Origin of the sequence: Pseudomonas sp. NFACC41-3, assembly GCF_900109505.1 — a bacterium.
GTDB lineage: Bacteria > Pseudomonadota > Gammaproteobacteria > Pseudomonadales > Pseudomonadaceae > Aquipseudomonas > Aquipseudomonas chlororaphis.
The window spans coordinates 203,650-219,258 of sequence record NZ_FOAE01000001.1 but is presented as its reverse complement, the minus strand read 5'-3'; the positions used below and the strand labels follow the sequence as shown (position 1 = coordinate 219,258).

At 63.6% G+C, this 15,609-nt stretch carries 14 protein-coding genes; 3 read left to right on the top strand and 11 right to left on the bottom strand.

The window, feature by feature from the left end:
• Positions 1 to 23: 23 nt before the first annotated feature.
• Complete coding sequence (locus BMY68_RS00985; RefSeq protein WP_009042785.1) at positions 24 to 395, bottom strand: hypothetical protein; 372 nt, start codon at positions 393 to 395, stop codon at positions 24 to 26.
• Positions 396 to 636: 241 nt separating this feature from the next.
• Between BMY68_RS00985 and BMY68_RS00980 the strand changes: the two genes are divergently transcribed.
• The 3 genes from BMY68_RS00980 (at position 637) to BMY68_RS00970 (ending at position 4,904) form a co-directional block, all read left to right on the top strand.
• Positions 637 to 1,935: a hypothetical protein gene (locus BMY68_RS00980; protein ID WP_007931472.1), complete on the top strand. Its 1,299-nt coding sequence runs from the start codon at positions 637 to 639 to the stop codon at positions 1,933 to 1,935.
• The gene (locus BMY68_RS00975; protein WP_085530190.1) at positions 1,928 to 2,716 is read left to right on the top strand and encodes an MlaA family lipoprotein; all 789 of its coding nucleotides are present in this window, start codon (positions 1,928 to 1,930) and stop codon (positions 2,714 to 2,716) included. The genes BMY68_RS00980 and BMY68_RS00975 overlap by 8 nt, the downstream gene beginning before the upstream one ends.
• Before the next feature lie 154 nt (positions 2,717 to 2,870).
• Complete coding sequence (locus BMY68_RS00970) at positions 2,871 to 4,904, top strand: FUSC family protein (RefSeq protein ID WP_085530189.1); 2,034 nt, start codon at positions 2,871 to 2,873, stop codon at positions 4,902 to 4,904.
• Positions 4,905 to 4,970: 66 nt separating this feature from the next.
• Here BMY68_RS00970 and BMY68_RS00965 read toward each other — a convergent pair whose 3' ends face one another.
• The 10 genes from BMY68_RS00965 to BMY68_RS00925 form a co-directional block, all read right to left on the bottom strand.
• A complete protein-coding gene (locus tag BMY68_RS00965) occupies positions 4,971 to 5,576 on the bottom strand; it encodes a LysE family translocator (protein ID WP_009042782.1) in 606 nt (201 codons plus the stop codon).
• A gap of 89 nt (positions 5,577 to 5,665) precedes the next feature.
• The gene (locus BMY68_RS00960) at positions 5,666 to 6,295 is read right to left on the bottom strand and encodes a LysE family translocator (protein WP_007931466.1); all 630 of its coding nucleotides are present in this window, start codon (positions 6,293 to 6,295) and stop codon (positions 5,666 to 5,668) included.
• 80 nt (positions 6,296 to 6,375) lie between these two features.
• Complete coding sequence (locus BMY68_RS00955) at positions 6,376 to 6,978, bottom strand: formyltransferase family protein (protein WP_007931465.1); 603 nt, start codon at positions 6,976 to 6,978, stop codon at positions 6,376 to 6,378.
• A 59-nt stretch (positions 6,979 to 7,037) separates the two neighbouring features.
• Positions 7,038 to 8,360 (bottom strand): aspartate aminotransferase family protein, encoded by a 1,323-nt coding sequence (locus BMY68_RS00950; RefSeq protein ID WP_085530188.1) that lies wholly within the window; start codon positions 8,358 to 8,360, stop codon positions 7,038 to 7,040.
• Positions 8,361 to 8,387: 27 nt separating this feature from the next.
• Positions 8,388 to 8,531 (bottom strand): hypothetical protein, encoded by a 144-nt coding sequence (locus BMY68_RS29785; protein WP_007931463.1) that lies wholly within the window; start codon positions 8,529 to 8,531, stop codon positions 8,388 to 8,390.
• Positions 8,532 to 8,565: 34 nt separating this feature from the next.
• On the bottom strand, positions 8,566 to 10,407 hold the full coding sequence (locus tag BMY68_RS00945; protein ID WP_085530187.1) for a carbamoyltransferase family protein: 1,842 nt from the start codon (positions 10,405 to 10,407) through the stop codon (positions 8,566 to 8,568).
• A gap of 65 nt (positions 10,408 to 10,472) precedes the next feature.
• Entirely contained in the window at positions 10,473 to 11,099 is a 627-nt protein-coding gene (locus BMY68_RS00940) for a LysE family translocator (RefSeq protein WP_007931461.1), read from the bottom strand.
• A gap of 14 nt (positions 11,100 to 11,113) precedes the next feature.
• Positions 11,114 to 12,157: an inosamine-phosphate amidinotransferase gene (locus BMY68_RS00935; protein WP_007931460.1), complete on the bottom strand. Its 1,044-nt coding sequence runs from the start codon at positions 12,155 to 12,157 to the stop codon at positions 11,114 to 11,116.
• 16 nt (positions 12,158 to 12,173) lie between these two features.
• Positions 12,174 to 14,351, bottom strand: a complete 2,178-nt coding sequence (locus tag BMY68_RS00930) for an iron-containing redox enzyme family protein (protein WP_085530186.1) — start codon at positions 14,349 to 14,351, stop codon at positions 12,174 to 12,176.
• Positions 14,352 to 14,536: 185 nt separating this feature from the next.
• Positions 14,537 to 15,541 (bottom strand): SGNH/GDSL hydrolase family protein, encoded by a 1,005-nt coding sequence (locus BMY68_RS00925; RefSeq protein WP_085530185.1) that lies wholly within the window; start codon positions 15,539 to 15,541, stop codon positions 14,537 to 14,539.
• Positions 15,542 to 15,609 lie beyond the last annotated feature (68 nt).

Here is a 15,609-nt window from a genome sequence, read left to right as displayed (position 1 = left end):
TTTTTTATTACCGGCGATTCGCCTCACGCCACCGCGCGAGGCGCCCTTACCAGTCGCAAGGCACCGATCACGATGGCAAACACCGCCAGGCTGGTGTTGTAGAGCGCCAGCGCCGGGAAGCCGAACAGCAGCGCCAGCACCGCCAGGCCCCAGCCGGAACGGCCCGGCACCACAAAGGCGATCAGGGACGCCGCCAGCGCCGCCCAGCCCATGACCTTGAAGTGGATCAGCAACCCCAGGCTGGAACGCGCCTGGCACTCCCAGCGGCTGGCCTCGTCGACACAGACGCCGACCCATCGAGCATCCTCCATGAAGCCATAGCGCACGCCATAACTGGCGGCCAGCCACAACGGCAGGACAACAAGCAGCAGAATCAGGGGAAGACGGCGGGACATGAAGCACTCCGATAAGCGAAAACGGCGCCCAGCATAATCGCCCGAGGCCGGTAAGCAAGCTTGTTACATAGATAACTGTTGAGCAAACAGCGGCAAAGTGTATCGTCTGGCAACTATTACCGCCGATCCGGCTTTGCCCTGCCTTGATCGTTTTTTGTGCCGTGCCATGGCACTTCGGCAGCAACCCGGTGGTCATAGCCTGCGAACTTCACCCGGCACCTTCCTCTACAGGGATTTAGTCATGCTCCGTTCCTTGCGCTTCGCTGCCCTGTTTGGCGGCCTTATTTCGAGTGCGTCCGCGCTCGCGGTCGACATCGATGCCGCCAGCTATGGCTACCCCTTGACCAATCCGTTCGAGGCGACCATTGCCACCACTCCGCCGGACCTGCGTCCGAAGCTGCCGAGTGACGACGACATCAATCAGGCGGACCGCAGCCTGACCTTGCGCCCCGAGCGCGAGTTCATCCTGCCGGACAACTTCTGGGCCGTGAAGAAGCTCACCTACCGCATCGCCGAGCAGGACCATGCCGCGCCGCTGATCTTCCTCATCGCCGGCACCGGCGCGCGCTATGACAGCAGCCTCAACGAATACCTGAAGAAGCTCTATTACCAGGCCGGCTACCACGTGGTGCAGCTGTCCTCGCCCACCAGCTTCGACTTCATCAGCGCCGCCTCGCGGTTCGCCACCCCCGGTGTGACCAAGGAAGACGCCGAAGACCTATACCGCGTGATGCAGGCGGTGCGCGCGCAGAACCCGAAACTGCCGGTCACCGACTTCTACCTCACCGGCTACAGCCTCGGCGCCCTGGATGCGGCCTTCGTCAGCAAGCTGGACGAAACCCGACGCAGCTTCAACTTCAAGAAAGTCCTGCTGCTCAACCCGCCGGTCAACCTCTATACCTCCATCACCAACCTCGACAAGCTGGTGCAAACCGAGGTCAAGGGTATCAATAACACCACCACCTTCTACGAGCTGGTACTGAACAAGCTGACCCGCTACTTCCAGCAGAAGGGCTACATCGACCTCAACGATGCCCTGCTCTACGACTTCCAGCAGTCCAAGCAGCACCTGAGCAACGAGCAGATGGCGATGCTGATCGGCACCTCGTTCCGCTTCTCCGCCGCCGACATCGCGTTCACCTCGGACCTGATCAACCGCCGCGGCCTGATCACCCCGCCCAAGTACCCGATCAGCGAAGGCACCAACCTCACGCCGTTCCTCAAGCGTGCCCTGCAATGCGACTTCGACTGCTACCTCACCGAGCAGGTGATTCCGATGTGGCGCGCCCGCACCGACGGTGGCAGCGTGCTGCAACTGATCGACCAGGTGAGCCTGTACGCACTCAAGGATTACCTGCAGGACAGCCCGAAAATCGCCGTGATGCACAACGCCGACGACGTGATCCTCGGCCCGGGCGACCTGGGGTTCCTGCGCAAGACCTTTGGCGACCGGCTGACGGTCTACCCCCATGGCGGCCATTGCGGCAACCTCAACTACCGCGTCAACAGCGACGCCATGCTGGAGTTCTTCCGTGGCTAAACATCTCCTGCTCATCGCTGCGTTGTTCTGCGCAGGCTATGCCAATGCCGACGACGGCCAGACCGCGACACCCGTGGTCGCAGACGGCGACGGCTTCACCCAACCGCTCAAGCAACTCAAGTTCAACCCGGGCCTGGACCAGCGCGAGTTCGAGCGCTCGACCCTCAACGCGCTGAACGTCTACGACCCGCTGGAGTCGTGGAACCGCCGGGTATACCACTTCAACTACCGCTTCGATCAGTGGGTGTTCCTGCCGGTGGTCGACGGTTACCGCTACATCACCCCGAACTTCCTGCGCACCGGTGTGAGCAACTTCTTCAACAACCTGGGCGACGTGCCGAACCTGGTCAACAGCTTGCTGCAGTTCAAGGGCCAGCGCTCGCTGAACACCACCGCCCGCCTGCTGGTCAACACCACCCTCGGTATCGGCGGTCTCTGGGACCCCGCCACCCGCATGGGCCTGCCACGCCAGAGCGAAGACTTCGGCCAGACCCTGGGCTTCTACGGCGTGCCGGGCGGCGCCTATTTCGTCCTGCCGATACTCGGGCCCTCGAACCTTCGCGATACCGCCGGATTGGCCGTGGATTACACCACCGAGTCGGCGATCAACTTCCTCAACGTGTCCGAGGTCAGCTCGAATCACCCGGAACTCTGGGTCCTGCGCGCTATCGACAAGCGCTATCAGACCAGCTTCCGCTATGGCCAGCTGGACTCGCCGTTCGAATACGAGAAAGTCCGCTACGTCTACACCGAATCGCGCAAGCTGCAAATCGCCGAGTGATTCCTCCAGGGCCCTGCCATCCGCGCAGGGCCCTTTTCTTCGCCCCTCCTCTCACCACCTGTACCTTCTCCGGCCCCGGAAAAATCCTCATTGGAATTTCCCAGGCAAGTAGATACGATGCTAATCATTAGCTAGCTATCTATGTGCCTTACCAATGAAAAGCCTCGCCCTGCGAATCCCCGATTTCTGGTTGGCCGTCCTGGCTCCCAGCCGCAATGACCTGCTGTTCGCCATCAGGAACATGATCGCCGGCGTCATTGCCTTGTACCTGGCCTTTCGCTTCAACCTTGAGCAGCCGCAATGGGCCCTGACCACGGTATTCATCGTCAGCCAGCCCAGCAGCGGCATGGTCCTGGCCAAGGGTGCCTTCCGCCTGCTCGGCACCTTTAGCGGGGCCGTGGCCTCGATCGTGCTGATCGGCCTGTTCGGCCAGGCGCCCCTGCTGTTTCTGCTGGCGATGGCGCTGTGGCTGGCCTTCTGCACCACCGGTGCCTCGCTGCTGCGCAATCACGCCTCCTACGGCTTCGTGCTGGCCGGCTACACCGCGGCGATCGTCGCCCTGCCCGCCACCACACATCCGCTGCTGGTGTTCGACCAGGCCGTGGCCCGCTGTTCGGAAATCAGCCTGGGGATCATCTGCGCGGCGATCGCCAGCACCGTGCTCTGGCCGCGCCGGGTCGAACAGGCGCTGGCCACCCAGGGCAAGCTCGCGTGGCAAGCCGGCATGCGCGCCGCGGCCTCCGAACTGATCGGCCAGGACCAGCGCAAGGGGTTGCTGGAAGCCCTCGGCAAGCTGGTGGCGGTCGATGCCCAGCGCGATCACGCCTGGTTCGAAGGCCCTCAGGGCCGTCGACGTTCCCAAGCTCTGCGCGTCCTCAGCCGCGACTTGCTGAGCCTGCTGCGTGCGGCCCGTGGCGTGGCCCGTCAGCGGCTGATGCTCGACAGCACGGCGAATGCCAGCGTGGCTCCCCTGATCGAACAGCTGGCCACGGCCCTGGAGCACAGCCACGAGCAAGACATCGCCCAACTGTCGGCAAGCCTTCAAGAGGCGCTGCAGGACCGCAGCCTGTCGCAGGACACGCATCTGTGCCTGATGCAACTGGCACAAGTGCCGGTGCTGCTCGAACGCAGCGCGCAAACCCTGCAGGCCGTCGAGCAAGCCCGAGTGCCCCATGGCGCGCCTGGCGCCCTGTCCTGGCACCGCGATATCGAGCAAGGCATCCTTGGCGGCCTGCGCAGCGCCCTGGCATTTCTCGCCGTGGCCGGCTTCTGGGTAATCTCGGCCTGGCCTTCCGGCCTGGGCGCGGTATCGATCTGCGGGGTGGTGCTGAGCCTGTTCGCCGGCCGGGAAAACCCTTCCGCCTCCAGCCTCAACTTTCTCAAGGGCATCGCCCTGTCGGTGCCGGTCGCCGGCTTCGTCGGCCTGGGATTGCTGCCTGGCTGGGACGGTTTCCCGTTGCTGTGCATGGGCCTGGGGGTGCCGCTGTTTTGCGCCTCGCTGTGCATGAGCAAGCCGCGGATGGCGCCGATCGCCTCGGCGTTCTGCATCTTTTTCATCAACAACGTCGGCCCCAGCAACCTGATGACCTACGACCTGGCCAACTTCCTCAACAAGGCCATGGCCACCCTGGTTGGTGTCGGCATCGCGGTCCTGGTGTTCCGCCTGGTCAGCCTCAACCCCGGCGAACATCACTATCGGCGGATGTTCCGCGCCTCGCTGTTCGACCTGGCGCAACTCACCTCGCGCCCGCTGGAGCAAGCCGAGAGCTGGTTCGGCGGGCGCATGGCCGACCGCTTGATCCGCCTGGCGCGCTACTCCGAAAGCCTGCCCCAGGAACGCCGCCAGCACTGGGACAACGGCCTGCTCGGGCTCGACCTGGGCGACGAACTGCTGCAACTGCGCGCCAGCCTGGGCGCGGCGACCGGCGCCCTGGCCGTGGAACGCGGGCACTACCTGCAAAGCATCGCCACGCTGCTCAAGTCAGGCGGACCGACGCCACGCCGTAGCGATCGACTGGACGCCCCGACCGTCGCCCTGCTCAAGGCCCTGGAACAGGCGCCGCAACTGCCGGAACAGGATCTGGAAATGGCCAGGGCGGCGCTGCTGCAACTGCAATTCACCTGGCACAAATGGTGCCGCCTGACTCGCCACGAACCCGGCGTGGCGGCGGTTGCCCCAGGGCAATAAGCAGGCAAAAAAAACCGCCACGCGCCGGTGGCGGCGGGTGGCGGCATAACGCCCTGCGAAAGCCCCTCAGGCTTGCAGCAGCGGGAACAGCGAAATCACCAGCAGCAACGCCATGCCGTAGTTGAACAGGCGCAGCCAGCGCGGGTCGCGCAGGACATTGCGCAGCACGCTGCCGAACCCGGCCCAGACCCCGACGCTCGGCGCGTTGATCAAGGCAAACAGGCTGGCGATCACTACCACGTTGAAAAAGTAACCCTGCAACGGCGTGTAGGTGCTGATGGCCCCCAGCGCCATGACCCAGGCCTTGGGGTTGACCCACTGGAACGCTGCGGCGCCCCAGAACCCCAGCGGCCGGCCCTTGCCGTCGACTTCCTGGGACACCGGCCCGGAACGGGCGATGTTCCAGGCCAGGTACAGCAGATAGGCCGCACCGACGTAGCGCAGCACCTTGTACAGCACCGGGTAGGCCTCGAACACCGCGCCCAGGCCCAGGCCGACGGCCAGCACCAGCACCAGGAACCCCGAACTGATCCCGAGGATATGCGGCACCGTGCGGCGGAATCCGAAATTCACGCCCGAGGCCAGCAGCATGGTGTTGTTCGGTCCGGGGGTTACCGAGGTGACAAAGGCAAACAAGGCGAAAGCCAACAACAAGTCGATCGACAACGGCATACAGTCATCCTGAGAAGTACATGCTCCGAACAGAGCCCTGAGTCATTGTTTTCGCCCCGGCGATACCCACGGGCGAGGCTTATCCACGCTTACAGCAAGGACCCGATGAAGCCCGCGGCGACCATCGCGTAGAACGCGCCGCAGACCAGGCCGAAAGCTTTGCGCGTGCGGACGAAAAACGGCTCCGCCGAACGCGCGGAAAAGGCCAGGGCATAGGCGCAGAAAATCACGAAACCGGCGACCGCACAGCTGCCCACCAGCACGAAGCTGGCCCAGGATGGCGCCGTGGCGCTGAGGCCGACGGTGGTCACGGTGAACCAGGTCAGGGCCGCCTTGGGATTGGTCAAGTGGATGCCCAGCCCTTGCAGGTAGAACCCCAGCGTGCGGCTCTGTTTGGCCCGGGCGCGGTTGAGGTTGACCGCGCTCGAGCTCAGGGCCCCGCGGATGGATTTGTAGGCCAGCCACAACAGATAGCAGGCGCCGAGGATCTTCAGCCAGACCAGGACCTGGGTGTTGGACATCAGCAAGGCCGAGACGCCCGCGGCCGTCATCGCGCCCCAGCACAACGAACCGGAAATGACCCCGGCCGCCAACGCCAGCCCCGGGGTACGCCCGTAGCTGAGCGAGGTGTTGGCAATCGCCAGGTTACCCGGGCCAGGGCTGGCGGTTCCGATGACATAAACGGCCATAGCAGCACCAAAGCTCGATAAATCAAACATTTGACGGTCTCTCGTAGAAGTCGCGGGAGCAGGGTTTACCAACCGGGATGCCGCCCCGCGCGGGCCGGCATCCCTCCTCGCTACTTGAAGCAGCGATGATCGGGTTCTTCGGCCCGGATCTTTTCCATCCAGGGTTTGAGTTCAGATTGTTTGTACAGCCGCTCGCCCCAGCGCTCGGGCGACACCGGCAGCGGACGGCCTTGCAGGATGTAGTCGGTCAACAGGTGGATGAACTGCTGCAGGCAATAGGCGCCGACATGCAGGCGCAGCGAAGACGCGGTTTCCGCCGGGGCGATGTTGAAACGCGCGACATGGATGATGTCGCCGCTGTCCACCGAGGGCGCCAGGTGATGGCAGGTCGAACCGTAGGTTTCGTCCTGGTAGTAGATCGCGTAGTGCTGGCTGCCCAGGCCGCGGTACTTGGGCGGCGCCGGGTGCAGGTTGATCGCGCCCTTGCGGGCCCGCTGATAGATGCTCGGCGGAAAGATGAAGTCGCCACGATAGGAAATGATCCAGTCGCCTTCCCAATCTTCCAGGTGATACGGATAGGGGTCGCCCGGGTCCCAACAGAACACTTCCAGGTTGGAAAAAACCGTCTTGGCGAATTCAACGCCGTGATCGCACCAGTCCATGGTGCACACCGACAATAGAACTTTGTCCTTGCATGGTTCGATGGTCTGCATAGTCTTTTCCACTATTGGCTGTTGGTACATTTCGAAAACACCCCCGGTCCGCCCTCCCGCTAACCCTGCTGGCAGGCCTCGACCACCGCCGTGAAGCGCTCGACCATTTCGGCGATTTCCGCTTCGCTGGAGATGAACGGCGGCGCGAACAGCACGTGGTTACCGTGAACACCGTCGGCGGTTCCGCTGCCCGGATAAATCAGCAGCCCCTGTTCCAGCGCCTGCGTCTTGAGACTCGCGGCGTAACGGCCACCACCGCGATAGGGCTCACGGGTGTCGCGGTCCTGAACGAACTCCACGCCGACGAACAGCCCGCGCCCGCGCACATCGCCGACATGCTCGAAGCGCGCCAGGCACTCGCGCAGGCCGTGGCGCAGTTGCTCGCCGCGCAGGCGCACGGCCTGCAGCAGGTTCTCGTCCTCGATGACCCGCTGCACCTCCAGCGCAACGGCGCAGGCCAGCGGATGGTTGACGTGAGTCTGGCCGTTGCCCAGCACCCCGGAGTTGCCCGCCATGGCCTCATGCACCTGGCTGCTGACCAGCAACGCCGAGATCGGCTGGTAACCGGCCGCCAGGCCTTTGCCGACCGCGACCATGTCCGGCACGATGCCGTCGTCTTCGTAGGCGAAGAACCTGCCGGTACGGCCCATGCCGGCCATCACCTCGTCGAGGATCAGCAGCACGTCGTGGCGCTCGCACACCGCCTTGATCTTGCGGAAGTAACCCGGCACCGGCGGCACCGCGCCGTTGGTGGAGCCGACCACGGTCTCGGCGAAAAACGCCGCGACCCTGTCGCTGCCCAGTGCCCGGATTTTTTCGTCCAGTTCCAGCGCCAGCCGCGTCCCGTACTGCTCGTCACTTTCATCGGCGCCCTGATGGCGATAGGCATAACAGGGTGAGACGAATTCGGCGGCCCCCAGCAACGGCTCGAATACTCCGCGACGCTGCAGGTTGCCGGAAATCGACAGGGTCCCCAGGGTGCTGCCGTGGTAGCTCTGCTGCCGCGAGATAAAGATCGACTTGCCCGGCAGCCCGCGCTCGCACTGATACTGGTAGGCAATTTTCATCGCCAGCTCCATGACCTCGGAGCCGCCGGAGAGAAACTGCGCCTTGGCCAACCCGCCGGAGGCCCCCACCAGCAGGTCCGCCAATTCCTCGGCAGCGGCTGTGGTGAAGCTGCCGGCATGGGCCCAACTGAGCTTTTTCGCCTGCTGCTCGATGGCCGCGGCGATCCGTGGGTGTCCATGTCCCAGGCTGGAAACGGCCACCCCGCCACACGTGTCGAGGTAGCGTTTGCCCGAGGCATCCTCAAGCCAGACCCCAGCGCCATTGACGGCGAGAATCGGTGAGGCATTCAAGTTCTTGTAGATGACCGTTGACATGGATCCGAGCCCTTGCAGTTATGCGGCCTAACGGGTGTTTTCCGGGTGGTCCCACGCCGTCGAGCCTTGATGGAAACGCTGGCTGAAGCGCGAGGAATTGAATATCCGGCGCGCCCAGCCGATCGGTAGCAACACCACAGCGAACATCAACAACGAAAGCAACCTGAGCATGGCCTTGTCTCCTGAATAAAAAGTGAGTGAGCGATCAGTCCAGCGGGATCTCGTTGCGCCAGTCGACCTCTTCGACGAACTCCGGCTGGGTCGTGCGGTCGAGAATGAAGTTGCCCAGTACCAGCACATCCATCTCGGTGCGCATGAAGCAGGCGTAGGCTTCTTCCGGCTTGCACACGATCGGCTCGCCGCGCACGTTGAACGAGGTGTTGACCAGCACCGAGCAGCCGGTGCGCTTCTTGAAACTGCGCAGCAGATGGGTGAACGGCGCGTTGTTTTCTTCGGTCACCGTCTGCACCCGTGCCGACAGGTCGACGTGGGTCACCGCCGGCAACTGCGAGCGGATCGAATTGATGCTGCCCAGGCCACGCTCGGGGCCGCCCGGCTTGCGCGATTCCTCGGTCTTGATCGAGTCGGTGACCTGCGAAACCATCAACATGTACGGGCTCTTCTCGCAGATGTCGAAGTAGACCTGGGCGTCCTCGTCCAGCACCGCCGGGGCAAAGGGCCGGAAGGATTCGCGGTACTTGATCTTCAGGTTCATGGTGCGCTGCATCTCGGGATTGCGTGGATCGCCGAGGATCGAGCGCGCGCCCAGGGCTCGCGGGCCGAACTCCATGCGTCCCTGGAACCAGCCGACCACGGCGCCATCGGCCAGGTGCCGCGCGGTTTCGTCATACAGCTCGGCACCCTCGAAGCGCCGGTATGGATACTGGTTGGCGTCGAGAAACGCCTGGATCTCTTCATCGCCAAAGCCCGGCCCCAACAGGCTGCCGCTCATGGCGTCGAGCTTCTTGCTGCCCAGGTGCGGACGCCCGGTGCGCTTGACCGAATAGTCCATGGCCGCCCCCAGGGCACAACCGGCGTCGCCGGCCGCGGGCTGGATCCAGATCGCGTCGAAACGTCCGGAACGGCTGAGCACCCCGTTGGCCACGCAGTTGAGCGCCACGCCACCGGCCAGGCACAGGTTGCGGTAGCCAGTCTGCCGCACGGCCGCGGTGGCCAGCCCCAGTACCACTTCCTCGGTCACCTGCTGTACCGAGGCCGCCAGGTCGCATTCGCGCTGGGTGATCGGGCTCTCCGGCTTGCGCACCGGACCGCCGAACAGCTCCTCGAACGCCTCGCCGACCATGCGCTCGCCACGCAGGTACTCGAAGTACTTCATGTTCAGGGTGAAGGAGCCGTCGGCGCGGATGTTGATCAGTTCCTTGCGGATCTTGTCGGCATAGATCGGCCGGCCGTAGGGTGCCAGGCCCATGAGCTTGTACTCGCCGGAGTCGACCTTGAAGCCGCAGTAATAGGTGAACGCCGAGTAGAACAGGCCGACCGAGTGCGGATAGGAAATCGAGTTCATCAGGTCGAGCTTGGAACCGTCGCCCTTCCAGATCGTGGTCGAATGCCATTCGCCGATGCCGTCGATGCACAGCACCGCCGCCTGCTCGAACGGCGACGGGAAAAACGCCGCCGCGGCATGGGAACGGTGGTGCTGCGAGGCGATGGTGAGCGGGCCGGTACCACGTCCCAGTTCCTCGAGCTTCTCGTCGATGAACTTGAGCACATTGAGCTTCCAGCGGATCCATTCCGGCATGGTGCTGATGAAGGTGCGCGCGCCGCTGATGCCGCCACTGGCGAAGGAGGAAATCATCCGCGAGAACTTTTCCTGCGGGTCTTCGTAGTAGACCACCGCGGTCAGCTCATCGAGGCCGATACCCTCGGCGTCCAGGCAGTACTTGATGGCATTGGCCGGAAACGCCGCGTCGTGCCGCACCCGCGTGAAGCGCTCTTCCTGGGCCGCCGCCACCGGCACCCCGTCCTTCACCAGCGCTGCTGCGCTGTCGTGATAGAACGCCGAAATCCCTAATACGTAAGTAGCCATTTAAACGCTCATCCTCATAGCTTCATGCCAATCCATGGAAATTCCCTGTGTCTGTGCACAGTCCGTCATCCGTGCAACCAACTTGAGACCGGCAGGCTTTTTAATGCCGGAATCAACGACACCACCAACAACACACTCATTGAAATATTGAACAGCCGCAGCCGGTTCGGCTCGCTGAGAAAGCGCCGCAAATAACGTCCGAACAACACCCAGACCATCGAACAGGGCGAGCCGAAGAGAAAGAAGATCAAGGCGATCAGCAGGATCTGCGCACTGTAGGAACCAACCGGCGTGGTGTAGGCCAGGACCGCGCCCACCGCCATGATCCAGGCCTTGGGGTTGACCCACTGGAACAGCGCGGCGCCGGTGAAGCCCAGCGGGCGCCCGCCCTGGTCGTCGAGATCGACCGTGGGCGCGGTGGCGATCCGATAGGCCAGGTACAGCATGTACAGGGCACCGACCACCTGCAGGATGTCGTGCAGGCTGGGATAACGATGGAATACCGCGCCGGCGCCGAGCCCCACCGCGATCAGCATCAGTGGAAAGCCGATGTTGATGCCCGCGACGTGGCGCAGGGTGCGGCTGATGCCGAAGTTGACCCCGGAGGACATCAGCATCACGTTGTTCGGCCCCGGCGTTACGCAGGTGGAAATCGCGAACAGGATGACGGCGTAGTAGTCCAGATTCTGCATGCCCCAGGCTCCGCTCAACGATAGTCTTCAAGGGTGCCGCGGCGACGAATGTCGACCGACACGCAATGGAAGCCGCCACTGAGGCTGCGGGCATGGCGCATTTTCAGCGGCGCCACATCGATACCGTGTTTCTCCAGGGCGCGAATCAGCGGCACCTGCTGGTCGTTGATCACCGCCAGCGCCGGGTTGACCATGATGAAGTTCATGCCCTGCCAGATCGATGCGCGCGGGTAGGACCAGCAATAGCCGGTGTCGACCATTTCCGGCGCCCAGATGATGTCCCAGTTCTTGAACAGCGCCGGCACCTGGTCCTTGCGGATCCGCTCCGGACACAGCACCACCAACCCCGGGCGGACCACGGTGATGGTGGTATCCAGGTGCGTACCGTCGTACACGCCGCTCACCGGGTGCACCCGGTAACGCTCGCCCAGCACCCGCTGCAACCACTGGCAGCCCAGTTCGTTGCCGCTGCGGGAAACCAGATAGAGGATGTCCTCGCCGATGCGGATCACGTTGGCGGCGTCGAAGATCGGCTCGTCATTGGCAATGATCGAGCCGTCCTTGGGGTTGATCCGGTAGGTGCTGTCCAGCAGCTGCGGCTTGGGCGCGGAGATCCAGTTGGAGCCGCTGGCAAAGTATTCGGCCAGGTGGCGACGATAGGCGAACGGTTCCAGGTAACGGCTGCGCAGCGCCATCGGCGCCTCGATGATGGTCTGGCCGATGGGCAGCAGCACATCCCGCGGGCAATAGTTGTATTCGCCGTCGGTTTTCCAGGCTGGGGTGCCGAATACCGCGCGATGATCAGTGACGTCCGGCCGCCGCACAATGACCCCGTGGGAACGCAGAAAGGCGGCAAAGGCGTCCAGGTCCTCGCTGGCCTCCTCGATGACCTGCTGCGGATAGGGGCCGGATGGAATCTCCTCGATGTAATCGTGCTGCTCGCTGTAATCCAGGGCGAACAGCCCGCGATCAGGTCGCGGCACCTGTGCGCCCTGGGCGACGCCGACGATCATCTCTTCCAGCGGATCCCACTCGTTGTGCACATTGACCAGAGACATGGACACTCCTTGATGTTCAGGCCGTTACGCCCACCGGCGCGGCAGGGACAATAGGTTCGTGATGGAGCAGCGCCTGATCCTCGCCCCGCGTCTTGCTCCGGGGCAGCACCGCGCCCGCAGAGCCGATGCCCAGGCGTTGCAACCAGGACGTCAGGCGGTCCGGCTGCGGTGCCAGGGACTCGTAGCCGACGCGGACCCGCTGCCAGTGCTCTGCCAGTTCCGCCGGCTTCGAGGCGGCGACCTGGCGCATGTAGGCATCGATGGCGTCCACCGCCCAGGCCGAATGCCCGGTGGAGACGTTATCGATGGTGTTGTGCAGGTCGACGAAGGCGGTGCTGAAGCCGTAGTGCCTGAGGAAGCGCCGGGCCGAGCGATAGCTGCCGCCCACCCCTGACAGCTCCATCGCCAGGTTCATGCCGAGGATTTCCGGCATGAAGGTCACCGGCAACTTGCCCAGGCACAGCCAGTAGACCGGCAAGCGGAACGACGCCTCGCGCAGCCGCTCATCCTCGGCGAACTCGCGGGCACCGGTGGGCGCCAGCTCCAGGCCCATCTGGCGCAGGCCGTCGCGGTAGATTTTCGGATGGTTCAACGCATAGGAGCCGTTACCCAGCTCATCCCAATAGGTCTGGAACAGCGCGTAACCGACATGGGACGAGGCCAGCGTCAGGTCGGTGAAACCCTGGAGCCAGGCGCCGTCGATCAGGGTCAGCGGTGCCAGTTGCAGGGTGGAGTCGACGATTTCTTCGCGCGACGGCATGGCCGCCGGGTCGCTTTCTTCGAACTCCTGGCCGTGGCGGTCGTGCTTGTCCAGCAACCATTCGCGCAAGACGCCGACATTCCAGGCTTCAGGCAAAGTGCGTTCGGAGCTTTGCAGCGAGCGCCGCGACTGTTCCAGCCAACGGGTCACATAAGCCTGGGCAAAAGCCTGGGTGCGCGGCGCCAGCGCCCTGCCCTGCAAGACGAAATAGGCCTCGCGCAAGCTCTTGGGCCACTGGCCCTGCTCTTGAATATCCTCGCCCAGCACCTGCCGAACCACTGCATTGCAAGGGGTTGGCGCCGGTGCTTCGGCAGCTTCCGCGCGCTGGATCGGACCGGACAGGCCATCGATCCACTTGCGGATGACGCTCAGGTCAGCCTCGCTGAAAATCCGGAACATGCGCCCGTTCGGCGCGACCAGGGTATTGACCAGCAGGCTCTTCTCGGCATTGCCCGGCACGATCAGGCGGCTGCGCGAAAGCATTTCCAGCAGCGGCACGGGGTCGACCTGGGCCTCACGCAGCCACTGCGCCAGGCTGCGGCCTTCCATCTTGTAATCCTGGTGATAGACCGCGCCGGCCCGGGCCATGCGCTGGATCATCTTGCCCATCAGGCGCTCGGGCGATACCGCGGCCCGACAGTGCGCCAGCAATCGTTCGTTGAAGGTTTTCAGGGCCGCGAACAACCATTGGGCGCCCGCCTCCAGTTGCAGGCGGCGAAGGCTGCCCTGGCTGGCGACCTGCTCGCAGACCCACTGGGAGATTTCCAGCGCCGAACTGTCGCCCGCGGTTTCATCCAGCTGGTTCAGGTCGAGCCGGCGGACGTCCAGTTGCTGCGCATCCAGCACGGACCACCATGGGCTCAGGCCCAGGGCTCGCCAGGCATAATCGATGCCGCACAGGGTGTCGCCAAAGGCATCGCTGCGGCGGCTGACCGCTTGCAGCAATGCGGGTAATTCGAACAGTTCGTCAGGCAGGTCGGGAAGCGTGGAAAGTTCGAACGGCGAAACCGCATAGGCGGTCAGCCCCGACTGTACCAACAGCGATTTGAAGTGATCGGCGCGCGATGCCAGGGGCCGCCCGACGCCCACGTCGTGGGCCAGCAACTCCATGAGCTTGAGCTGCGCGCTGTCCTCGAAGACCCCGGGGGCGCTCATGCCTTGCAACCAGCAGCCCAGCACCGAGGCCAATGGCGCCGAGTGCGCCAGCAGGGCCTCGGCGAATTCCCGTTGGTTGCCCAGTTCCGCGGCCTGGCTGGCCAGTTCGCGGTAAACCCGGGCCTGCTCGTCACGCCAGAGCTCGATCTGCACCCGCACCCCGGACAGACCTTCCGCACCGGTTTCCCCCGGTGCGGCCAGGCCCATCAGGCGCCGAATACTGACATCCCCCAGAAAGCTCTCGGGATTGCTGACTGATCGATAAAACTGGCGCCACATACTGTTTACTTCCCTTCCAGGTTGGAGACCAAGGCAATCCATTGCCGGCCCTCAGTCATCGGCAAGCAATGACGTCGGGTGTCGAGATCAAAACATCGGGTAGATCGACGAGTCCGGCTTCTTCTTTTTCTTCTTGCCGAACAGACGTTGGAACAAGCTCTTGATGTAACTCATGGCAGACTCCTTTAAAGAACATCGAGGATGATTTTCGAGACGAAATCATTCCCCTGGTCGGTGAAGTGAATACGGTCGACGAACAACCACTGTTCAGGCCGCAGGGCCTCGGACAGCAGCGGTGTAATGTTCACGAAGCGCACGCCCATCTTCTGGGCGCCCTCGCGCAGGCGGGCGGCATAGGCCTCGCAGACGCTGGGCTGCAGGATGTCGCCATAGACCTCGCTGAAACTGCCGGCGCGATCCAGCTCGGCGAACAGCTGTTCTTCCTCGTCGCAGCCCTTTTCCCGGACCCAGCCGGCCAGCGGCTGCAGAATGAAGGTCAGCTTGGCGCCCATGTCGGCCGCCAGTGCGCGCCAGGTATCCAGGTGACGCAGGGTCAGGTCGGCGGCGTAGTCGATCTGCTCTTCCATGGTCGGTGGCGGCTCGGGCGTCGGCTCTTCCTGTTCCTTGCCGAGCAAGGCGCGGAACATGCCGCGCTTGGGGGCCTGAGTCTCCGGACGCATGGCGTCGAAGAACTGATTGCAGTTGAAGAAAGCACCGTGTTCGCCACGGCTGCTGTGTGGCTGGCGGGCCAGCCCCAGGTTGTTGAACCCGGAAAACAGCACGATCTCGTCGACCTTGGGCAGCAAATGACGATAAAGGGTGAAGAGCGTCAGTTCCTGGGTCGAGTTGAAGCTGCGTCCGCCGAAGTTGATCCAGGGTTTGCTGTCCGGATCGTTCTCGGCCAGGCGCGAAGGCAGTGTCCAGGCATCCGAGCTGGCACCGATGCCAAACACGGTCGAGCTGCCGGCCAGCACCCGCACGCTCTTGGCGTGACGGCTGTTGGCCACCGAATACTGTATGCCCAGCAACTCCGAATAGCGGAAGCCCGAGGCATCTGTATTGACCACCTCCGAACGGTGGTCGGTAGGATGGAAGTACATCAAATAAGGCAGCCAGCGAACCTCACCACCGTCGGTGAATTTCTGCTCGTACTCAGCCATCTGCGGAGTCAGTTTGATCCTTGCCGTCATTACCCTGCTCTTCCTTGAGAAGTCATCGTCTAAAGTAGCCTGAGGGGGAAGCCCGTTCGGGGGGACTC